This window comes from Mycobacterium cajalii (genome assembly GCF_045809005.2).
In the GTDB taxonomy this organism is placed as follows: domain Bacteria; phylum Actinomycetota; class Actinomycetes; order Mycobacteriales; family Mycobacteriaceae; genus Mycobacterium.
On sequence record NZ_CM141436.1, the window covers coordinates 198,962 to 220,842 of the forward strand.

Below are 21,881 nucleotides of genomic sequence, written 5' to 3' on the forward strand. Positions count from 1 at the left end.
TCCTACTGGGTGCCTTCGGCGTACCAGGTGCGGAATTCGTCGTACTTGGGCATCTCCTCGGAATTGGCCTTGGGGTCGATGCAGACGTGGACGACGGCGGTCTTGCCGCTCGCGTACGCCCGCTCGATCGCCGGGCCGATCTCCTCCTCCTTCTCCACGTACTCGCCGTGGCAGCCGAACCCCTCGGCGACCTTGTCGAGGCGGACGTCCTTGCTCCAGTGCACACCCGGCTGCGGCGACGGCTGGGTGAACGTGCGCTTGTAGACCCCGACCTCCAGACCCCACTGGTGGTCGACACCCACCACGCACACCAGCGGAAGATGCAGCCGCGCCGCCGTTTCCAACTCGGCGATGTGGAAGAGGAACGCCGAATCGCTGGTCAGCAGCATCACCGGACGCTTGCCGCCCTCGGCGACCGACGCACCGACCGCATAGGGCAACCCGGTGCCGAGATGGCCGAAGTTCTGGTTCCAGATGACGTCGCGCGGCTTGGCCTGCGAGTAGGTCCAGCCGAAGATCACGGTCGCGCCGCCGTCGCGGACCATGATGCCGTCTTTGGGAAATGCGTTGGTGGCCTCGACGATGAACCGCGCCGGGTGGATCGGCGTCCGGCCCGTCGGGGCGCTCTCGGCGAGCTGCGCCAGCTCCGCCGCGTCCTGGTTGATCCAGCGGTCCAGGTCGGCCGACGGCGTGCGCGGGCTGTCCCGCAGCGCGTCGACCAGCTGGGGCACCACACCGCGAAGGTCGCCGACCAGGGGAACGTCGATGGGCCGGTTGACCCCGATGGCCGCTGGATCCTGTTCGACCAGAATCCATTTGCGCTTCGCGTCGTTCTGCGCCCAGTGGCGGGTCCTGCCGTAGTGGCTCGGTTCGCCGAGCTCCGTGCCGAGCGCGACGCACAGGTCGGAGGTCACCACCGCCTCGACGGCCGCCGGCGAGAATCCGTAGGCGAAGGTGCGGTCCTGCAGACCGTCGATGAACGACGTGCCACCGGAGGTCTGGATCACCGGGCAGGCCATCAGGTCGGCCAGCTCCCGGACCGCCGCACCGGTGCGTGACGTGTGGACCCCGTGCCCGACCAGCAGGATCGGGCTCTGCGCAGTCCGGATCAGCTTGGCCGCCTCAGCCACCTCGCGCTCACCGGCGGTCTGGTCGACGAGGCGGTACCGCTGCGGCGGCAGCGGATCCGGCACGTCGAGCTCTTCGAGGATGACGTGCGAGGGGTACTCGATGTAGGCCGGACCGGGTGTGCCCGACATGGCCCGGCGGATCGCCTCGTGAACGATCTCGTCGGTCTGGTCGGCGTACTCGATGGAGGCGCTGTACTTGACCGACGGCGCGAAGAGCGGTTCCTGCCGGACGAATTGGATGCGACCGCGCCGGACCCGGCGCTCGGTGATGCGGGCCCGCTGACCGCCGAGGAAGATCACCGGCGAGTTCTCCACCTTCGCGCACTGGATCGCCCCCGCGATGTTGGCCATTCCCGGGCCGAGCGTGCCGACGCACAGGCCGGGCCTGCCCGTCATTCGCGATGCCGCCTCGGCCATGAAGCCCGCGCTCAGTTCGTGGTGCGGTGCGACCACCGACCACCCGCGGGAGTCGGCCTCGGCGAACATGTGCACGAAGTTCGGGTCCGGGATTCCGAACAATGTGTTGACGCCCTCGGCCTCGAAGAGGTCGAGGATGCGCTGGTAGACGGGCACACCCATGGTCACAACTCCTTTCCCTGGCGAGCAGACGCAGAATCGCGCTGTGGCGACGAGTTTCGTGCGATTCTGCGACTGCTCGCGCCGATTTCGGCGAGCACTTCCTCGGTGTCGGCACCGAGCTCCGGCGCGGGCCCCGCCACGCGGCCCGGTGTCCGGGAGAACCAGGCCGGCACGCCCGGGAATCGCACCGGCCCGTGCGGGGTCTGCACGGTCTCGAACATGCCGACGGCGTTGAGGTGCGGGTTGTCGTACAGCGCACCGGGGGTGTTCAGCGGCGCCGCGGGGATCTCGAGCTCGCGGAACAGCGTCAGCCACTCCCCGGTCGTGCGCTCCTTCATCGTCTCGGCCAGCAGGCCGTAGACGGCGTCGATCTCGCGTGCGCGCTGTTCCAGCGTGGCGTAGCGCTCACCGGCCCACGGCGGCCGCACGGCGTCGACGAACGCGTTCCAGTGCTTGTCGTTGTAGATCAGGGCGGCGATGTGGCCGTCGCTGGTGCGGTACGGACGGCGGTTGGGCGCCACGGTGCGCGGATACACCGCGGGCCCCAGCGGCGGGTCGAACAGCGCACCGTTGGCGTGTTCGACGAGCATGAACGAGGCCATCGTCTCGAACATGGCGACCTCGACCTCCTGGCCCTCCCCGGTGCGCTCGCGGTGGAACAACGCCATCGTCGTCGCGTACAGCGCGGTCAGGCCGGCGACCTTGTCGGCCATGATCGTTCCCACGTAGTCGGCCTCTCCGGTCAGTTGCTGCTGCACCGCCGGCAGGCCGCATTCGGCCTGGATCGTGTCGTCGTAGGCGGGCCGGTCCCGGTCGGGTCCGCGACGGCCGTACCCGTAGCAGTTGGTGTAGACGATCGCCGGGTTGATCGCGGCGACGTCGTCGTAGCCGAAGCCGAGCCGGGCGATCGCCTTGGCGCGCATGGAGTGGATGAACACGTCCGCGGTCTCCAGGAGCAACCGCAGCGCGCGCGCTCCGTCTACGGTCTGCAGGTCCAGCACGATGCCGCGCTTGCCGCGGTTGACGTTGACGAACACCCCGCTCATGCCCGGCGCCGGGCCGACCGAGACGTAGCGGGTGTCGTCCCCTTGGGGCGGTTCGACTTTGATCACGTCGGCACCCATGTCGGCCATGATCTGGGTGCAGTAGGGGCCCATCACCATGGCGGTCAGGTCGATCACCCGCACCCCGGCCAGCGGGCCCGCCGGCGGGCTAGGCATGCAACGCCCCCTGACCGCGGTGCGCCAGGTCGAAGCTGTAGCGGATGTGGTCGCCGTGGCCGTCGGGCAGGACCGGGAAGATCAGCGGCGCCTCCGCGCGCCGGATCGCTTCCAGATGCTCGCCGACGTCCTCGACCGTCCACGACGGGCGGTACACGCCCGGGGTTTCGGCGATCACCGCGCGCGCCACCCGGCCCGCCAGGGCGACGAAGATCTCGCCGCTGACCGAGCACGATTCGTGCGCGAGCCAACCCACCACGGGCGCAACGAGTTCGGGGTCCATCGGCGGGTAGGCCGAGACGTCGATGCCGGCGGCCATCCGGGTCACCGCGGCCGGGACGATCACGTTGGACGTGACGCCCTGCGCGGCGCCCTCGAGCGCCGCGACGCTGGACAGCCCGACCACCCCGGCCTTGGCGGCCGCGTAGTTGGCCACCCCGTGGTTGCCGTACAGGCCGCCGATCGACGAGGTGAGCACGATCCGTCCGTACCCGGCGTCGCACATGCGGGGAAACGCCGGCCGCACCACGTGGAACGCGCCGCGCAGATGCACGTCGAGCACGGCGTCGAAGTCTTCGTAGCTCAGCTCCTTCAGCGAGCCGCGACGGACGTTGCCGGCGTTGTGCACCAGGATGTCGAGGCGGCCGTAGGTGTCGAGCGCCGCGTCCACGATCGCCTTGCCGCCGGCGGCGGTGGCCACCGAGTCGGTGCTGGCGACCGCCTGACCGCCGGCGGCGCGGATCTCACGCACCACCTCGTCGGCCGGAGCGGCGTCGGCGCCGTCACCGGTGAGGCTGCCCCCGGGATCGTTGACGACAACCTTCGCGCCTCGCGACGCGAGCAACATCGCGTAGGAGCGGCCGAGCCCGCGACCGCCCCCGGTGACGACCGCCACCCTGCCCTCGAAGTCCAAGGATCTCAAGTCAGTCATCTGCGTTCTCGAGCACCAGACCGTCCAAGTCGCCCTTGGCGCGCCATTCCCTGAGCAGGTCGTCGAACGCGTAGAAGCCCGGCATGTAGGGATCGCCGATGGCCGAGCGGATGCCCTCGCCGCCACCGCCGCCCTCGTTGTTGTAATAGCCGGGCGTGCAGGAAATCGCGAATTCCGTTCCGTCTATCGAGGTTTCGCGGATCGTCTTGGTCCAGTTGTCCTGGGCTTCCCGGCTCGGCTCGACGGTACTCGCGCGGCGCGCCACCGCCTGGGCGATGATGTAGGCGATGTGTTCGGCCTGCTGCTCGAGCATCGCGGTGGTGTTGCCCGCGACGCCGCCCTGGATGAAGCCGGTGAAGAACTGGTTGGGGAAGCCCCGGCTGGTCATCCCATGCAGTGATTTGTAGCTGTCGCGCCAGTGCTCGAAGAGCGACAGGCCCCCGCGGCCCTCGATCACCTCGACCGCGTACCGGCGACTGATATCGGTGGTGATCTCGAAACCGCTCGCGAAGATGATGCAATCGACCGGGTACTCGATGCCGCCCGCGACGATCCCGTTCTCGGTGAGCCGTTCCACGCCTCTGGATTCCGACACGTCGACCAGGGTGACGTTCGGGCGGTTGAACGTCGGCAGGTATTCGTCGTTGCTGCAGGGCCGCTTGCACATGAACCGGTAGTACGGTTTGAGCGCCTCGGCGGTCTCCGGGTCCTCGACGACGGCGGCGACGCGTCGCCGCAGCCGCTCCATCACCTTGTAATCCTCCTCTTCGCGCATCGCCATGATCTGCTCGACGGTCAGGGCTGCGGGATCGTCGGCAGCCGCTACCCGCGCGGTCAGGTTGCGCCCCAGTTCGGTCCAGAAGTCGCAGACCATGTCCGGCTCGTCGAACACCACCCCGTCACCCAACGGTGACCAGCGGTGAAAATTGCGCTTGCGTTCCTCCTGCCAGCCCGGCCGCAGGGCAGCCGCCCACTGCGGATCCGTCGGCTCGTTGCCGCGTAGGTCCACCGATGACGGCGTGCGCTGAAAAACATAGAGGTGCCGGGAGTCTCGCCCCAGGTGGGGAACCAGCTGCACGCCGGTCGCCCCGGTACCGACGAGCGCGACCCGCTTGTCACCCAGCTTGTGCAGTCCGCCGTTGGCATCCCCGCCCGTGTAGGCGTAATCCCAGCGCGCGGAATGGAACATGTGTCCCTTGAAGTCTTTGATGCCGGGAATGCCGGGCAGTTTCGGCCGGTTGAACGAGCCCTGCGCCATCACCACGAACCGGGCCCGAATGTCGTCACCGCGGTTGGTGCTCAGACGCCAGCGCTTCATCCGCTCATCCCATCGCGCCGTGCGAACCTGGGTCGACAGGATCGCGCCGTCATAGAGCCCGAAATGCTTTGCGATGCGACGGCAGTGCTCGTAGATCTCGGACCCGTCGGCGAACTTCTTCGACGGGATGTAGTCGAGTTCTTCCAACATCGGGATGTAGCAGTAGGCGTCGTTGTCACACTGGATTCCCGGGAAGCGATTCCAGTACCAGACCCCGCCGAAGTCCCCGCCCATCTCGATGACGTGCACGTCATCGACGCCTGCCTTCTTCAGATACGCGCCGGCCAGCAGCCCGCTGAAGCCGCCGCCGAGGACGGCCACCTCGATGTTCTCGTCGATCGGCATGCGCGGCGTCACCGGAGTGTGGGGATCCACCTCGGCGAATTCCGCGTAGTCGTCCTTGAGTTCGAGATACTGCTTCGAGCCCTCCGGGCGCAGCCGCTTGTCGCGCTCGTGCCGGTATTTCTCGCGCAGCGCGTCGATGTCGATGTCGTCGGGCGTCTGGGTGGGGCCGCACCGGTTGTCGGGAGTGGTCATGCCGGTGGGCGCTCCTCGTCGGAAAGGGCCTGGGGCGCACCGGTGCCCATGTACCTCGACAATTGGTAGTGCAGGTTCACGGTGCTGCGTTCGCGGTAGGGATTGGGTTTGGTGCCGCCGAAGCCGAGGGACTTCATGCCCTGCTGCACGGCGGCCATGTTGGAGAAGTCTTGCGGCAGCACCGACAGCCACCGCGGGTCGTCGGGCGGAGTGTACTGCCACTGCGTCTGCGGCTCTTCGCCTTTCGGGTACAACTCGAACACCGAAACCTCGAAGATGCATTTGTTCGGGTCGTAGCCGGGGTGCGGGCGCGCGCTGTAGCACAGCGCGACCGTCAGACCCTGACCGATCTGGAAGTTCGGGAAGACCTGCCACGCGGTGCCGGCCTGCCCGAGGATGTCGGCCGGAATCGTCGGCCAGATCACGCCGCGGGCCTCGTCGTCGCGGCGCGCCGACGCCAGCCAGTGCTCGAGGACCTTGTCGGCCGGTGTGCCCTCGGGCAGCTCGTCGACCAACCGTTTGGCGGCGTTCACCAGCGTCTCGGTGGTGGAGGTGTTGGTCTCCTCCATCGTGTAGATCTGCATCTGGGCGGTCGAGACACGGGGATCGGCGCCCGTGCCGAGGCGGATCTTGGACTTGGTGGCCGCGAGGTCGTCGGGGGCGTCGTAGCCGATGTTGCTGTGCCTGCCCTGCGCCTTGGCCCAGCCCTTGAACTCGCCGAACTTGTTGAACTCGGGGTGGGTGGTGAAGACGTGGTAGGTCTCGTTGAAGGCCTCCAGCGCGACCTTCCAGTTGCAGTCGAATTCGAGCCATCTGCGCCACTTGTAGCGCATGTTCTCACACCCGAACGGGTCGAGGATCTTCGCGGCCGGGAACAGGTAGTCGGCCAGCGGCTCGCAGTCGGGGTCCATGTTGATCCACAACCAGCCGCCCCAGGTGTCGACGTGGACCGGCCGCAGCCGGGTGTTGTCGGGGGTGAGGGCCCCCTTCCAGTCGTCTTGTTCCCGGATGTGCGTGCAGGCCCCGTCCAGGCCGTAGGTCCAGCCGTGGAAACCGCAGACGAACGATTTGCGGGTGCGCCCGCACGCGTTCTTGGCGCCCTCGGGAGTATCGATCAGCCGGCGACCGCGGTGCATGCAGACGTTGTGGTGGGCGGCGAATTCGTTCGGCCCGGTGCGCACCACGATGATCGAGTCGTCGAGGATGTCGTAGGTCAGGTAGCTGCCCACGTCGGGGATCTCCTCGACGCGGCCGACCTGTTGCCACACCTTGCGCCACAGCTTGTCGCGCTCGGCGCGCGCGTAGTCCGCGCTGACGTAGGCCTCCACGCCGATCGTCATCGGCTGCGAAAGTTCTTCGGCCGCAGCGGTATTGTTGGCGAGATCGGTCATCACATCCTCCTGATGGCGGCGCGGAAGGACTCGTCCTTGAGGAACAGCGAGGTGTTGTCGGCGCCCAGATGGCTCCATTTGAGGTCGAGCCCGCCGTCGACGAGCAGCGTCTGGCCGGTGATGTAGCTGGACATCTCCGAAAGCAGGAACAGGATCGCGCGGGCCTGTTCCTCGGGCCGCCCGCGCCTGCCCATCGCGATCGCCTGCCGATCCCGCTCCGGGTCCTCGTCGACGTAGGTGCGCGAGGCCGCGGTCTCGGTGACGCCCGGCGCCACCGCGTTCACCCGGATCCCCGCCTGGGCCAGCTCGAGCGCCATGGTGCGGGTCATCGCGGCGATGGCGGCCTTGGCGGTGCCGTAGGCGATGTGAAACGGCGCGGTGTTCATGCCGCTGATCGAGGAGATCGACACGATCGACCCGGGCCGCTGCTGCGCGACGAGTTCGGCGGCCACCGCGCGGCTCATGAAGAACGCCGTCTCGAGGTTGTCGGTGAAGATCTTGCGCCAGTCGCCGCGGTCCACCCGCGTCGACGGCATCCACGTCGACGGAGCGGCGCCGCCGGCGACGTTGACCAAACCGTAGAGGTCGCCGTCTGCGGCCCGCGTCCGGTCGATGGCGGTGGCGATGCCCTCGTCGGTGGACGCGTCGGCCGCGACGGGCACGACGGGCAGGCCGTGGCGCGCCAGGGGGACGACGTGCTCGTCGAGGTTTTCCTTCGAGCGGCTCACCGCGATCACGGTTGCGCCCGCGCGGGCGGCGAGCTCCGTGACGGTCGTGCCGATGCCGCCGCCGCCGGCGCCGGACACCACCACGATGCGACCGTCGAGCCCGAGAAGATCCGCCATGACCTGCTTTCCCCGGCCGCGGACGCCGTTACCGCCCGCGACGCGATGCTCAACTATTTTGTCCGGACAACATATTGGGTTCTGCCCGTTGGAGAACACTATTCCCATCGGGATACTGCGCTGTCAAGGCTGATCGGCGGGCCGGCGACAGCTATTGTCTGGACTAGCACGACTTGATAGCGTCCAGCCCGAACAGGCATTTGCGGGTCGAGGGAAAGGATCCCGGCGAGACCATGACCATCGCGGCGCAGCCATCGCGGTACGCCCCCCTCGATGCCGGACCTCACCCGGCCGGCGTCGCGGAGGGCTGGCGACTCGAGCGGGTCACCGCCGCCAGCCGCCTGTTCGGCGCCAACGGCCTGCGCACCGGCCCGGACGGCCGTGTCTACATCGCGCAGGTGACCGGGAGCCAGATCAGCGCGCTGAACCCCCGCACCGGCCAACTGGCGACCGTGAGCGCCAGGGGCGGCGACATCGTCGCGCCCGACGACGTCGCCTTCGACGCCGACGGCAACCTCTACGCCACCGAGGTCATGGACGGCCGGGTCAGCATGCTCGGCACCGCCGGCCGCACCCGGGTGCTGCGCGACGACATCCCGTCGGCCAACGGCATCACCGTCCATCGGGGCCGGTTGTTCGTCGGAGAATGCCGCGAGGGCGGTCGCCTGCTGGAACTCGACCTCCGCGGCGGGCCACCGCGGGTGCTGCTGGAGAACGTGCCGTCGCCCAACGCGATGGAGGTGGGCCCGGACGGGCTGCTGTACTTCCCAGTGATGGGCGCCAACGCGATCTGGCGCGTCGATCCCGAGGGTGGCGAACCGCAATGTGTCGCGGCCGACCTCGGTGTTCCCGACGCGGTGAAGTTCGACCCGCGGGGCCAGATCGTCTCCACGCAGGTCGCCAGCGGTCAGGTGCTGCGCATCGATCCCCGCACCGGCGAGCGTCGGCTGCTGGCCCAGCTGACCCCGGGCCTGGACAACTGCACGCTGGTCGGCGAGAAGGTGCTGACGTCCAACTTCACCGGCGAGATCACCGAGATCGCACCGGACGGCGCGACGCGGACGGTGCTGCCCGGCGGGCTCAACTGGCCGCTGGACCTGACCGTCGGGCACGACGGGCGGCTCTATGTCGCCGACGGCACGTATTTCTACGTCGTCCAGCCGGACGGATCCCCGCAGACGGTGGGGATGCTGTTCAGCCCCGGCTACCCCGGCTTCGTGCGCGGCGTCGTGGCGAGCGGTCCGGGCGAGTTCGTGGTGACGACCTCGGGCGGTCAGGTAAGCCGCTACCGGCCCGCCGCCAGCGAAACCGAGGTGCTGGCCGACGGTTTCGACCAGCTGTACGGTGTCGCGCTCGGCCCCGGCGCGGTGGTGTTCGCCGAGTTGGGCACCGGAAGGGTGCTGGCGTCGGCCTCGGGTCGCGTCGAGGTGCTGGCGGCCGGCCTGCGTGACCCGGTCGGCGTCGCGATCGACCCGGACGGTGCGTGCCTGGTCGCGGAATCCGGCGCCGGACGCGTGGTGCGGGCCAACGGGTCCGGCACCGTCGTCGCCGACCTTCAGCGCCCCCAAGGCCTTTCGGTGCGCGACGGTGTGCTCTACATCGTCGACGCCGGAAGCAAGGAGGTGATCGCGTTCGACCTGCACACCCGGGTTCGCCGCACCCTCGCCTCCGGGCTGCCGATCGGCCCTCCCGCCGGGGTGGAACCCAAGCCGCTCAAGGGCATGCCGCCGTTCTCCGGACCGCAGGGCCCGTTCGCCGGCATCGCCGCCGCGGCCGACGGCACGCTGTTCGTCTCGGCCGACGGCGACGGCAGCATCCTGGCCCTGCGCCCGTCCCGGGACGTCCGCTGATGCCGCAAGCCGTCTCGAACGACCACCGCTACCTGCAGATCGCGCGCACGCTGCGCAAGGAGATCGTCGACGGGGTGTACCCGGTGGGCTCGCAGCTGCCGACCGAACACCAGCTCTGTGAGCGGTTCGCGGTGAGCCGCTACACCGTTCGCGAGGCCATACGCCGGTTGCGTGAGGACAACCTGGTGGCGTCGCGGCCGCGGGCGGGCACCCGCGTCGTTCCCCGGCCGGCGTCGAGTTCCTATGCGCAGGACGCGATGTCGATCGACGACCTGCTCGCGTTCGCGTCCGGTGCGCACCTGAGCATCGAGTCCAACGCCATGGTGACGATCGACGACGACCTCGCCGCCCGGACCGGGCTCGACGCCGGCACGCAGTGGCTGTCGGTGCGCGGCTACCGGCGGGCCGACGGCGCGTCGGCGCCCCTGTGCCGCACGGAGTACTACATCAGCCGCGACTTCGCCGCGGTCGGCCGGCTGCTGCAGCGCCACACCGGGCCGATCTTTCCGCTGATCGAGGACCTGTTCGGGGTGAGCGTCGCCGAGTTGCACCAGGAGATCGCCGCGGTGCTGCTCTCGCCCGAGCAGGCCGACGGCCTCGGGGTCGAGGCGGGCACCGCGGCGCTGCAGATGCGGCGCACCTACCGGACCTCCGAGGGGGACGTCGCCCAGGTGACGATCAACACCCACCTGTCGTCGAAGTTCCGCTACGCGATCACCATGCGTCGTGTGGACGGCCAGGCCGGCTGAGGTGCGGCGACGGTGATCACCCCCGCCCGCCGCGACCCGGCCCGCGCGGCCGACGCCTACCGGCGCGGCCTGTGGGTGCACACCACCCTCGCCGATGCGCTGCGCGCGGCCGCGGACACCTCACCGGGCCGAACGGTCCTGGTGGACAACGGCGTACGGGTGGACTGCGGCACGCTGCAGGCACGGGCCGCCGGGCTGGCGGCCGCCCTGCTGGAGCGCGCGCCGGTGGGCAGTGTGGTGTCGTTCATGCTGCCGAACTGGCACGAGGCCGCCGTCGTCTACCTGGGCGCGACGCTGGCCGGGATGGTGGTGAACCCGATCCTGCCGTCGCTGCGCGACCACGAGCTGCGCTTCATCCTCGAAGACGCGGGCGCCGCGCTGGTCTTCGTGCCGCACCGCTTCGGCGGTCACGACTACGCGGAGATGCTCGACCGCGTCACCGCGGCGATGAGCGCACCGCCCGAAGTGGTGGTGCTGCGCGGCGACGCCGGCGCCCACACGCCGTTCGCGGCGCTGTCACGAACCGGCGCTGCCGAGCTGCCGGACCTCGATCCCGACGCCGTGCGCATGGTACTCTACACCTCCGGTACCACCGGGCGGCCCAAAGGCGTTCTGCACAGCCATAATTCGATCCATGCGCTGATCTGCCAGCTCCGCGACCACTGGAGCATCGACCCGGGCGACTCGTTCCTGGTGCCGTCACCGATCGCCCACATCGGCGGCTCGATCTATGCGTTCGAATGCCCGCTGCTGCTGGGCACGACGGCGGTGCTGATGGACCGGTGGGATCCGGCGGCGGCGGTGGCGCTGATGGACGCCGAGCGGTGCACCCACATGGCCGGGGCCACGCCGTTTCTGCAGCAGTTGCTGTCCGCCGCCGAGCGCGCCGGCACGCGGCTGCCCGCCCTGAAGGTGTTCGTGTGCGGCGGCGCCTCCGTGGCACCGTCGCTGATCCGGCGCGCCGCGGGCTATTTCGATCGGGCGGTGGTCACCCGGGTGTACGGGTGCACGGAAGTGCCCGTCGCGACGGTCGGCGCGCCCCGGCGGGACGAGGCCGACCGCGCCGCGGCCACCGACGGCAGGCCAGGCATCGCCGAGGTCGAGCTCGCCGCCCACGCGGTCGGCCCGGCCGGGGAGGGGGAGATCTGCGTGCGCGGACCGCAGATGCTGCTCGGGTACCGCTGCGCCGAGGACGAGGCCGGTTGCTTCGACGGCGCAGGGTTTTTCCGCACCGGTGATCTGGGGCGCTGGGTCGACGACCGGTACCTCGTCGTGACCGGTCGCGCCAAGGACGTCATCATCCGCAACGGCGAGAACATCTCGGCCAAGGAGGTCGAGGACCTGCTCGCCGACCACCCCGGCATCGCCGAGATCGCGGTCGTCGGGCTGCCCGACGAGCGCACCGGCGAGCGGGCCTGCGCGGTGATCGTGGCGGCGGGCGCCGGGCCCCCGGACGTCGCGAGCCTGCTGGCGCTGTTGGCGAGCAAGGGCGTGGCGAAATTCAAGGCGCCCGAACAGGTGGTCGTCTGGGATGCCCTGCCGAAGAACGACGCCGGAAAGATCCTCAAGCACCGGATTCGGGCGGCTTTGACGGAGGTCACACAGGATGGGTGAGATGCAGGTCGCGATCATCACGGGAGCCAGCAGCGGGATCGGCTTCGGATGTGCCACGAAACTGGCCGAAATGGGAATGGCGGTCGTCGGCACCGGCCGCGACGAGACCCGGCTGGCCGCGCTGGCCGACGCGGTCGGCGATCCCGAGCGGGTCGCGACCCTCGCCGTCGACCTTACCCGCGACGACGCGCCGCGCCGCATCGTCGACCTCGCCGTGTCCCGTTGGGGTCATGTTGATTTCCTGGTCAACAACGCCGGAGTCGGCAGCCCGAAGCCGCTGCACGAGACCGACGACGAAACACTGGACCACTTCCTGGGGCTGATGCTGCGCGCCCCGTTCCGGCTCGCGCGCGACGTGCTGCCCCACATGGGCCCCGGATCGGCGATCATCAACGTCACGTCGACGTTCGCCGTCGTCGGCGGGCTGCGCGGCGGCGCCTACTCGGCGGCCAAGGGCGGGCTGACCGCGCTGACCACCCACATCGCCTGTCAGTACGGGGCCTCCGGCATCCGCTGCAACGCCGTCGCGCCCGGTGTGACGCAGACGCCGATGGTCGAGAAACGCCTGCAGGACGAGCGTTTTCGCAAGATCAACGTCGAGATGACGCCGCATCAACGCCTGGGCAGCATCGACGACATCGCCGGCACCGTCGCGTTCCTGTGCTCGCCGGCGGGAAGCTTCATCAACGGGCAGACCATCGTCGTCGACGGCGGCTGGAGTTCCACCAAGTACCTGTCGGAGTTCGCGCTGTCGTCCCGGTGGATCGGGCGGTGAACCTCTTCGCGGTGCTCGACCAGACCGCGAACCGGTTCCCCGACCGCGGGGCGGTGTATCACGGCCAACGCCGGGTGTGCACGTGGACCGAGTTGCGCGACAGGGCATTACGACTGGCAGGGTCGCTGCGCCAACAGCACGGCGCGGGTGCCCGGGTCGCGATCGCGGCCCACAACCGGCCGGAGGTCGTCGAGCTGATGTTCGCCACCTGGGCCGCCGGATGCGTCGTCGTCCCGGTCAACTGCAAGCTGCACGAGCGCGAGATGGCGCTGATCCTCGACGACGCCGGCGCGTCGCAGGTGTTCGCCTCACCCAAGATCGGCGCCGCACTCGGCTCCGTCACCAGCAGGCCCGTCGAAACCCTTGGCTCCGAGGCCTATTCACGCCGATTCGGGGCCGCCCCGGTGGCACCGCCGCACACCGAACCGTCGACGCCGGCGTGGCTGTTCTACACCAGCGGAACCACCGGCCGGTCCAAGGGCGCGATCCTGTCGCACCGCAACCTGACTGCGATGGCCGTCGCGCACCTGGCCGACATCGACGCCCCCACCGAGAACGGCAGCCTCGTGCACGCGGCACCGATGTCGCACGGCTCGGGCCTCTACGTCGTGCCGTACGTGCTGCGCGCGGCCCGCCAGGTGGTGCCCGAGTCCGAGGGGTTCGATCCCGGCGAGTTCCTCGACCTGTGCGAGCACCACCCCGCCTGCAGCGTGTTCCTGGCGCCGACGATGGTGCAGCGCCTGGTCCGGACGGGCCGCCCCCGCCCGGCCAACCTGGCGACGATCGTCTACGGCGGCGGGCCCATGTACGTCGAGACCCTGAAGGAGGCGATGGCGGCGTTCGGGCCGGTCTTCGCGCAGATCTACGGGCAGGGCGAGTCGCCGATGACCATCACCGGCCTGCGCCGCGCCGACCACGAATCCGGCGACGACGCCGTGCTGGGCTCGGTCGGCTATGCCCGCTCGGGCATGGAGGTCGCGGTGCTGCGCGCCGACGGCCGGCCGGCGCCGGCCGGTGAGGTCGGGGAGATCGTGTGCCGCGGCGACGCCGTCATGTCCGGCTACTGGGAAGACCCCGCCGCGACCCGCGCCACGCTGCGCGACGGCTGGCTCTACACCGGCGACCTGGGCGCCTTCGACGCCCGCGGATACCTCACCCTGCGCGACCGGTCCAAGGACGTCGTGATCAGCGGCGGAACGAACATCTACCCGCGGGAGGTGGAGGAGATGCTGCTCGAGCACCCCGCGGTGTCGGAGGCGTGCGTGGTGGGCGCACCCGACGCCGAGTGGGGTGAGGTGGTGGTCGCCTTCATCGTCGGCGCGGCCGACCCCGCCGAGTTGGACGCGCATCTGCTGCGGCGCATCGCCCGCTTCAAACGGCCCAAGCGCTACGAATTCGTCGACGAGTTGCCGAAGAACAGCTACGGCAAGGTGCTCAAGCGCGAACTGCGCGCGACGCTGCGGTGACCGGCGCCGCGGCCGTCACACGGTGAGCAGGACCTTGACCGCGCGCCGCTCGTCCATCGCCTGGTACCCCGCGGCGGCCTCGGCAAGCGGCAGGCTCAGGTCGAAGACCTTGCCCGGGTCGATCTGGCCGTTCCAGATCAGCCTGATCAGCTCGGGCAGGAACCGGCGCACCGGCGCGAGCCCGCCGTGCAGGTGCACGGCGGAGAAGAACAGCTCGTCGCCGGGGAGCTTGACGTCGTGGGACAGGCCCACGAAGCCGACGTGGCCGCCGGGCCGGGTCGCCGAGATCGCCTGCGTCATCGACTGCTGGGTGCCCACCGCCTCGATGACGCTGTGGGCGCCGAGGCCGTTGGTGAGGTCCTTGATCCGGGCGACGCCCTCGTCGCCGCGTTCCTCCACGACGTCGGTCGCGCCGAATTCACGGGCCAGCGCCTGGCGATCGCGGTGGCGGCTCATCACGATGATCCGCTCGGCGCCGAGTTGTTTCGCGGCCAGCACCCCGAGCAGCCCGACCGCCCCGTCGCCGACGACGGTGACGATCCTGCCGGGGCCCGCGTCGGCGGCGACGGCGGCGAACCAGCCGGTCCCGAGCACGTCGGAGGCGGCCAGCAGGCTGGGGATCAGCGTGTCCGGCGGCGTCCCGGGGGTGGCCACCAGCGTGCCGTCGGCCAGGGGGATGCGGGCGTACTGGGCCTGTGTGCCGATGTTGCCCATCAGCTCGCCCTGCACGCAGCGACTCTGGTAGCCGGCCGCGCAGATCTCGCAGGTGTTGTCGGACGCGACGAACGACCCGACCACGAACTGGCCCGGCTTGACGGTGCGCACCTCGCTGCCGACCTCCTCGACGACGCCCACGTACTCGTGGCCCATCGGGGCGTCGTGAACCTCGTCCTCACCGCGGTAGGGCCACAGGTCGGAGCCGCAGATGCAGGTCGCCGACAGCCGGATGATGGCGTCCGTCGGGTGGACGATCCGGGGGTCGTCGCGGTCTTCGACCCGCACGTCGCCCGGGGCATGCATCACCACACCACGCATCGATTGCCTCCCGTTGAGTGATCGCTCGGTCTGGTCTCGACCCTAGTCGGGGGGCCGGCCGGCCGCCCGGCGCGGTGACGCGACGGCGGCAGGCGGCCGCTGCCGGAAAAGCGACCCGGACTCCGCGCGTGTCATCTCCGGAATCCCCGCGGGGCGAATTTAAGCTGGCTGCGATCTAGAGGAGGGGCAGCGACGTATCGGCATCAACGATGGCGCCGGGCAGCAGCGTGGGCAGGGCGCGTTAGCAGAAAGCACCGAGCCGGGCGGGACTTCCGCGCCGGCTCGTGAGGCCGGGCGGCCCCGGTGGGTCGCCCCGGTGCGCCGGGTGGGGCGGCTCGCAATCTGGGACCGCCCGGAGCGGCGCGGCGGGATTCCCGCCCTCGACGGGCTGCGCGCGATCGCCGTCGCGCTGGTGCTCGTCGGTCACGGCGGCGTCCCCGGCGTGGCCGGGGGCTTCATCGGCGTCGACGTCTTCTTCGTGCTGAGCGGGTTTTTGATCACGTCGCTGCTGCTCGACGAACTCGGGCGCACGGGCCGGATCGACCTGACCGGCTTCTGGATCCGGCGTGCGCGACGGTTGCTGCCCGCCCTGGTGTTGATGGTGCTCACGGTGGCCGCGGCCCGCGAACTGCTCCCGTACCAGGCGCTGACCGGGTTGCGCAGCGACGCGATCGCGGCATTCTGCTGGATGGCGAACTGGCGGTTCGTCGCGCAGAAGACCGACTATTTCACCCGGGGTGCGCCGCCCTCGCCGCTGCAACACACCTGGTCGCTGGGCGTGGAGGAGCAGTACTACTTCGTCTGGCCGCTGCTGCTCATCGCGGTGACGCTGCTGCTGGCCGCGCGGGCCCGGCGGCGCTCCACCCGGGCCACCGTGGGCGGGGTGCGGTTCACCGCCTTCCTGCTCGCCACGGCGGGGGCGCTCGCCTCGGCGGCGGCCGCGATCGTCTTCGTCTCCGACGGCACACGTGACCGGATCTACTTCGGCACCGACACCCGCGCGCAGGCACTGCTGGTCGGCGCCGCCGCCGCGGCTCTGCTGGTGCGGGACTGGCAGTCGCTGAACCGCGGGTGGTGCCTGATCCGCAGCCGGTGGGGGCGGCGGGTCGCCCGGGTGCTGCCGTTGCTGGGCCTGTCCGGGCTGGCCGCGGCGGTCCACTTCGCGACCGGCGCCGCCCGGGAGTTCCGGCACGGCCTGCTGATCGGGGTTGCCGTCGCGGCCGTCCTGGTGGTCGCCCCGGTGGCGCTGGAGCAGCGCGGGCTGGTGGCCCGCGTGCTGGCGCTGCGCCCGCTGGTGTGGCTGGGCACCATCTCCTACGGCGTCTATCTGTGGCACTGGCCGATCTTCCTGGCGCTCAACGGCGAACGCACCGGATGGGACGGGCTGCGGCTGTTCGCGGTCCGGTGCGCGGCCACCATCGCGGTGGCGGCCGCGTCGTGGTGGCTGATCGAGCAACCGATCCGGCGCTGGCGTCCGGCGCGGGTGCCGCTGCTGCCGCTGGCCGCGGCGACCGTGGCCAGCGCGGCCGCGGTGACGTTGCTGGTCGTCCCCGTGGGCACCGGACCAGCGCTGCGCGAGGCCGGCCTACCGCCGGGGGTCTCGGCGGTGGCGGCCGTCTCGCCGTCGCCGCCCGACGCGGGCCGCCCGGCACCGCCCAGGCCGCGAGACCCCAACCGCCCGTTCACCGTTTCGGTGTTCGGCGACTCGATCGGGTGGACCTGGATGCACTTCCTGCCGCCGACACCGGGGTTCGCCTTCCTCGACCACACCGTCATCGGCTGCAGCCTCGTGCGCGGAACGCCGTACCGCTATGTCGGCGAAACGCTGGAACAGCGTGCCGAATGCGACGGCTGGCCGATCCGCTGGGCCCGCCAGGTCAGCCAGGACCAGCCCGACGTGGCGCTGCTGATCATCGGCCGCTGGGAGACGGTGGACCGCGTCAACGAGGGGCAGTGGACCCACATCGGCGACCCGACGTTCGACTCCTACCTCAACGCGGAACTGCAACGGGCGCTTGACATCGCCGGCTCCACCGGTGCCCGCGTGGTGGTCGCCACCGTGCCCTACAGCCGCGGCGGGGAGAAGCCGGACGGCCGCCTGTACCCGGAAGACCAGCCCAACCGGGTCAACCAGTGGAACACCATGCTGCGCGCGGCGGTGAGCCGGCACCCCGGCGTCCAGATCCTCGACCTCAACAAGAAGCTCTGCCCGGACGGGGTCTACACCGCCAAGGTCGACGGCATCAAGGTGCGCAGCGACGGCGTGCACCTCACCTCCGAGGGGGTGCGGTGGCTGACGCCGTGGCTGGAGAAGTCGTTGAAGTAGCGGCGACGCTCAGGTGCGGCAGCTCAGTTCCATGCTGTCGCTTTCCCGCACACCGAAATTGAAGCTGACGTAGCAGTTGGCGGGGTCGCGCACGCGGTCGAGATAGGGCTGGGTGTCGGCGGCGCCGGTGTTGTCGGCGACGACCAGCGCACCCGTCGACAGGCGCGGTTCGAGCAGCTCGATGACGGGCAGGTACAGGTCCTTCCACCCGTCCAGCAGGACGAAGTCGACGGGCCCGTCCAGTTCGGCCAGCGTGGCCAGCGCATCACCCTCGAGGATGGTGATCACGTCGTCCAGGCCGGTGTCAGCGAACGTCTGCCGCGCGGCGGCGATCTTGGTGGCGCTCAGCTCGGTGGTCACCACGCGGCCGGAACCGTTGTCGCGCAACGCGGCAGCCAGATGCACCGCGGAGATGCCGAACGACATGCCGAACTCCACCACCGTGGTGGGACGCGTCGAGCGCACCAGCGCGTACAGCAGCCGGCCGGCCTCGGGGGTCACCGGGATGTAGAACTCGCTCATCGCCTCGGTGCGCTCCTCGGTGGTCATCGGTCGGTCGAACTCACCGCGCCGCTCCTGCAGCAGCGACATCTGGTTCCGCGATTGGGCATACATCGTCTCGAGCGTCGACGCCACTCTGGGGTCCTGCAACGTTGTGGGCATGCACTCGAGGGTATGCCTCCTCGGCGCGGCGTTTGACGGGCGGCGGGTGGCGGTGTCAGCATGGACCGGCAAGCACCTCGGTAGGTGAGGCGTCTGCACGGATACAGGCCACTGACCCCGAACGTCGAGAGACGCCCCGGGTCAGGACAGCTCTTCCCGGACCCAAGGGTTGAGCCCAAGTGGCTTCCGGACGAAGCGGGTCGCGACCCGCGGCTGAATCCCGGATACGCCGTGCAGTGCCGAAGCTCCGACGAGAGGGGTGCGGTCGGCGGTTCGCCGCCGTCATTCGTGCCTCTCCCGTTCAGGTGAATGCGACGACACCCGCGTGTGTCCCGGCCGTGAGGAGGTGAGGGCGAGATGAGCAGGACCAGTCCAGGCGATAGTCCCCATCCGAATTCCGTCTCGTCCCAATCCGGTTCCGGCCATCACTGCGCCGGCTGATCGCCGGGCGCGTCTGACGCGCTGCACGTCGTGAGCCGATCGGGCCTCCACCAGGAGAACACCATGGCTTTTGTTGCGGTACTTACCCATTGGTGCGCACGGCACCGCCCGAACCCCCAGGAGCGGGCGAACCGCTACGTGTCGCGGATGCCGATCGCCGTGCTGGCCGCTCCCGCCGCGCAGTCGTCGGACGGTGTGCACCGCCGGCGCTGATCGCTCCGCGCCCCGTCCCGTCATATCGACGGTCTCAGTTGTCCAACGCATTTGGGCGTGACTCTCGCACAGACAGTGAGAATTCGATGGCTTCACTCTCCACGCAGCAGCACGGCCTGCCCGACGCGGCCGGGCAGGCCGTGCTGGACTCCGCGCACGCCGGCGACATCGTCGGCGCGTTCGGCCGGATCCGCCACGACGGCGCCGGCGGCCGCTGGCGGCGCCTGCGCACCCTGATGGTCATCACCGGACCGGGGCTGATCGTCATGGTGGGCGACAACGACGCCGGTGGCGTCGCGACCTACGCACAGGCCGGCCAGAACTACGGGATGGCCCTGTTGTGGACGCTGGCGTTCCTGGTCCCGGTGCTGTACGTCAACCAGGAGATGGTGCTGCGGCTCGGCGCGGTCACCCGGGTGGGGCACGCGCGGTTGATATTCGAGCGGTTCGGCAAGTTCTGGGGTGCGTTCAGCGTCGGGGATCTGCTGATCCTCAACGCCTTGACGATCGTCACCGAGTTCATCGGGGTGGCCCTGGCCCTCGGTTACCTGGGCTGCCCCAAAATCGTCGCGATCCCCGCCGCCGCCGTGCTGTTGTTCGCCGTGGTGGCCGGTGGCTCGTTCCGGCGGTGGGAGGCGCTGATGTTCGTGCTGATCGCGGTGAACGTGCTGATCGTTCCGATGGTGCTGCTGGTGCATCCCACCCTGGCGGGGACGGCCGGGGGGCTGGTGCCGCGGTTCCCGGGTCGCCCGGACTCCACCGTGCTGTTGCTGATCATCGCGATCGTGGGCACCACGGTGGCGCCGTGGCAGCTTTTCTTCCAGCAGTCCAACGTGGTGGACAAGCGCATCACGGCACGCTGGATTCCGTACGCGCGCGCCGATCTGGTCATCGGGATCGTCGTGGTCATGGTCGGCGCCACCGCGTTGATGGCGGTGACCGCGTTCGGGTTGGCCGACACGGGCGAGTTCACCGACGCGGGAGCCGTCGCCTCGGGCCTGTCCCGCCACCTCGGCGGCACGGTGGGGGCGTTGTTCGCGATCATCCTGCTCGACGCGTCGCTGATCGGCGCGAATGCCATCGGGTTGGCCACCACCTACGCCGTGGGCGACGCGATGGGACGGCGACACTCCCTGCACTGGAAGGTCGGTGAGGCGCCCCTGTTCTACGGCGGCTACGCGCTGCTGCTCGCCGTGTCGGCGGCGGTCGCGTTCAGCCCCGACCACGTGCTCGGCCTGGTGACCCAGGGCGTGCAGGCGCTCGCCGGTGTCCTGCTGCCCTCGGCGACGGTGTTCTTGGTCCTGCTGTGCAATGACCGCGCGGTGCTGGGCCCGTGGGTGAACACCGTGCGGCAGAACATCATCGCGTGGACCATCGTGTGCTCGCTCGTGCTGCTGTCGCTGGCCCTGACGGCGACGACCTTCTTCCCGGGCTTGTCCACGAACACGATCGAGGCCGGCCTCGCGGGTGGCGCGGTGATCGGCGTCGCCGTCGGAGCCGCCGGGATCGTCGCCGGCCGACGGTACACCGCCCGGCGCGAGGCCGAAGCCATCGTGCGGGCGCTGGGCGGGGGCCTGGACCCCGAGCAGGTCGACCAGCTCGACGGCACCCCGCTGCTCTCGCGTGCCGAACGCCGCGCGGTGCTCCGGCAGGACCGGATGAACTGGCGGACACCCGAATTGGCCGGGCTGGACCGGCCCACCATGTCGCCGGTCCGGCGGATGGGGCTGTTCACCCTGCGCGCCTACCTGGTCGTGGCCGTCGTGCTGGTCGTCGTCAAGATCGTGCAGGTCGGCATCGTCGCACCCGCCGTGTCACTGTGAGCCACCGGGCAGCAGAACGATTTTGCCGCGGGTGTGCCGCCTCTCGAGTTCTGCGTAGGCGTCGGCGACGCGGTCCAGCGGATAGGTGGCGGCGATCTCGAAGTCGATCGCGCCGGCGGTGATCAGGCCGGCCATCTCGGCGAGCACCTCCGGTGTCGAGGCGTCCATGCTGCCCTCGGTCCGGGCGCCGATCTCGGCGGCCTTCTGGAACGAGATGATGGTCTCGATGCGCTCCGGTGCCACACCGAGGTCCACCGCCAGGTCGAGGTAGTCCGGCCCGAACAGGTCGATGAACGCGTCGATTCCGCCCGGGGCCGCCGCCCGCAACCGCTCCGCGAGGCCGTCGCCGTAGGCGATCGGGATGACGCCGTGGTCGCGCAGCCACCCCGCGTTCCCGGGCCCCGCGATCCCGAGCACGACGGCCTCCCGCAGGCCCAGCAGTTGCACGACCAGGCTGCCGACCCCGCCGGCGGCCGCCGACACGGCGACCGTCTCCCGCGGCCGCGGAGCGACCGCGCGGACGGCGGCGTACGCGGTGACACCGGCGACATACAGCGAACCCGCTACCTCCCAAGCCAATTCGGCCGGCTTGCCGATCAGTTGATGCACCGGCACCGCGGCGTGGGTGGCGTGACTGGACCGGCGCAAGCTGAAGCCCAGCACCTCGTCGCCGACGGCGAATTCGGTCACTCCGGGTCCCAGCGCGGTCACGACACCGGCGAGGTCGCTGCCCTGGCCCGAGGGGAACGTCGCGGGGAACATCTCGTGCATCGCCCCGGTGCGGATTCCGGCCTCGCCGGGATTGATCCCGGCGGCGCGGACTTCGACCACCACCTCGCCCGGCCCCGGCGAGGGCATCTCGATGTCCGCCACGTACAGGACGTCGCGGCCCCCGTAACGGTCGAACCGCACCGCGCGCGCCATCGCGCCTCCTTCCCGGCGAAACCGCCCTTTGGCGCCAGCATAGGTCGCGAT

At 70.1% G+C, this 21,881-nt stretch carries 16 protein-coding genes and 1 riboswitch; of the genes, 7 read left to right on the forward strand and 9 right to left on the reverse strand.

Annotated features, from left to right (window positions below):
* Positions 1-2: 2 nt before the first annotated feature.
* The 6 genes from ACJ512_RS01010 to ACJ512_RS01035 are packed head-to-tail and all read right to left on the reverse strand — an operon-like array spanning position 3 to position 7,951.
* On the reverse strand, positions 3-1,709 hold the full coding sequence (locus tag ACJ512_RS01010; protein WP_407684980.1) for a thiamine pyrophosphate-binding protein: 1,707 nt from the start codon (positions 1,707-1,709) through the stop codon (positions 3-5).
* A gap of 2 nt (positions 1,710-1,711) precedes the next feature.
* Entirely contained in the window at positions 1,712-2,905 is a 1,194-nt protein-coding gene (locus tag ACJ512_RS01015) for a CaiB/BaiF CoA transferase family protein (RefSeq protein ID WP_407685012.1), read from the reverse strand.
* 16 nt (positions 2,906-2,921) lie between these two features.
* A complete protein-coding gene (locus ACJ512_RS01020; RefSeq protein WP_407684979.1) occupies positions 2,922-3,860 on the reverse strand; it encodes an SDR family NAD(P)-dependent oxidoreductase in 939 nt (312 codons plus the stop codon).
* Complete coding sequence (locus ACJ512_RS01025; protein ID WP_407684978.1) at positions 3,853-5,715, reverse strand: flavin-containing monooxygenase; 1,863 nt, start codon at positions 5,713-5,715, stop codon at positions 3,853-3,855. The genes ACJ512_RS01020 and ACJ512_RS01025 overlap by 8 nt, the downstream gene beginning before the upstream one ends.
* Positions 5,712-7,106, reverse strand: coding sequence for an aromatic ring-hydroxylating oxygenase subunit alpha (locus ACJ512_RS01030; protein ID WP_407684977.1), 1,395 nt, complete (start codon positions 7,104-7,106; stop codon positions 5,712-5,714). The genes ACJ512_RS01025 and ACJ512_RS01030 overlap by 4 nt, the downstream gene beginning before the upstream one ends.
* Positions 7,106-7,951 carry an SDR family NAD(P)-dependent oxidoreductase gene (locus tag ACJ512_RS01035; RefSeq protein WP_407684976.1) on the reverse strand — a complete coding sequence of 282 codons (846 nt, stop codon included), beginning with the start codon at positions 7,949-7,951 and terminating at the stop codon, positions 7,106-7,108. Before ACJ512_RS01035 ends, ACJ512_RS01030 begins: the two co-directional genes overlap by 1 nt.
* A gap of 233 nt (positions 7,952-8,184) precedes the next feature.
* On the opposite strand from ACJ512_RS01035, the gene ACJ512_RS01040 reads away from it, so the two are divergent.
* Genes ACJ512_RS01040 through ACJ512_RS01060 form a run of 5 tightly spaced genes read left to right on the forward strand, consistent with a single transcriptional unit; the run spans position 8,185 to position 14,405 of the window.
* Positions 8,185-9,801: a Vgb family protein gene (locus ACJ512_RS01040; protein WP_407684975.1), complete on the forward strand. Its 1,617-nt coding sequence runs from the start codon at positions 8,185-8,187 to the stop codon at positions 9,799-9,801.
* A complete protein-coding gene (locus ACJ512_RS01045) occupies positions 9,801-10,550 on the forward strand; it encodes a GntR family transcriptional regulator (RefSeq protein WP_407684974.1) in 750 nt (249 codons plus the stop codon). The genes ACJ512_RS01040 and ACJ512_RS01045 overlap by 1 nt, the downstream gene beginning before the upstream one ends.
* 15 nt (positions 10,551-10,565) lie before the next feature.
* Positions 10,566-12,164 (forward strand): AMP-binding protein, encoded by a 1,599-nt coding sequence (locus tag ACJ512_RS01050; protein ID WP_407685011.1) that lies wholly within the window; start codon positions 10,566-10,568, stop codon positions 12,162-12,164.
* The gene (locus ACJ512_RS01055; RefSeq protein WP_407684973.1) at positions 12,157-12,939 is read left to right on the forward strand and encodes an SDR family NAD(P)-dependent oxidoreductase; all 783 of its coding nucleotides are present in this window, start codon (positions 12,157-12,159) and stop codon (positions 12,937-12,939) included. The genes ACJ512_RS01050 and ACJ512_RS01055 overlap by 8 nt, the downstream gene beginning before the upstream one ends.
* Entirely contained in the window at positions 12,924-14,405 is a 1,482-nt protein-coding gene (locus ACJ512_RS01060) for an AMP-binding protein (RefSeq protein ID WP_407684972.1), read from the forward strand. Before ACJ512_RS01055 ends, ACJ512_RS01060 begins: the two co-directional genes overlap by 16 nt.
* A 15-nt stretch (positions 14,406-14,420) precedes the next feature.
* Here the strand turns inward: ACJ512_RS01060 and ACJ512_RS01065 are convergent, their stop codons facing one another.
* Positions 14,421-15,440, reverse strand: coding sequence for a zinc-dependent alcohol dehydrogenase family protein (locus ACJ512_RS01065; RefSeq protein ID WP_407684971.1), 1,020 nt, complete (start codon positions 15,438-15,440; stop codon positions 14,421-14,423).
* Between the two features lie 316 nt (positions 15,441-15,756).
* Here ACJ512_RS01065 and ACJ512_RS01070 point away from each other — a divergent pair, with 316 nt between their 5' ends.
* Entirely contained in the window at positions 15,757-17,766 is a 2,010-nt protein-coding gene (locus ACJ512_RS01070; protein WP_407684970.1) for a DUF459 domain-containing protein, read from the forward strand.
* 9 nt (positions 17,767-17,775) lie between these two features.
* Here the strand turns inward: ACJ512_RS01070 and ACJ512_RS01075 are convergent, their stop codons facing one another.
* Positions 17,776-18,429 carry a class I SAM-dependent methyltransferase gene (locus ACJ512_RS01075; protein WP_407684969.1) on the reverse strand — a complete coding sequence of 218 codons (654 nt, stop codon included), beginning with the start codon at positions 18,427-18,429 and terminating at the stop codon, positions 17,776-17,778.
* Between the two features lie 69 nt (positions 18,430-18,498).
* Positions 18,499-18,695: riboswitch (M-box (ykoK) riboswitch) on the forward strand.
* Positions 18,696-19,169: 474 nt separating this feature from the next.
* On the opposite strand from ACJ512_RS01075, the gene ACJ512_RS01080 reads away from it, so the two are divergent.
* Entirely contained in the window at positions 19,170-20,906 is a 1,737-nt protein-coding gene (locus tag ACJ512_RS01080; protein ID WP_407684967.1) for an NRAMP family divalent metal transporter, read from the forward strand.
* On the opposite strand, the gene ACJ512_RS01085 is transcribed toward ACJ512_RS01080, so the two are convergent.
* Entirely contained in the window at positions 20,898-21,830 is a 933-nt protein-coding gene (locus tag ACJ512_RS01085; protein WP_407684966.1) for an NADP-dependent oxidoreductase, read from the reverse strand. The genes ACJ512_RS01080 and ACJ512_RS01085 overlap by 9 nt on opposite strands.
* Positions 21,831-21,881 lie beyond the last annotated feature (51 nt).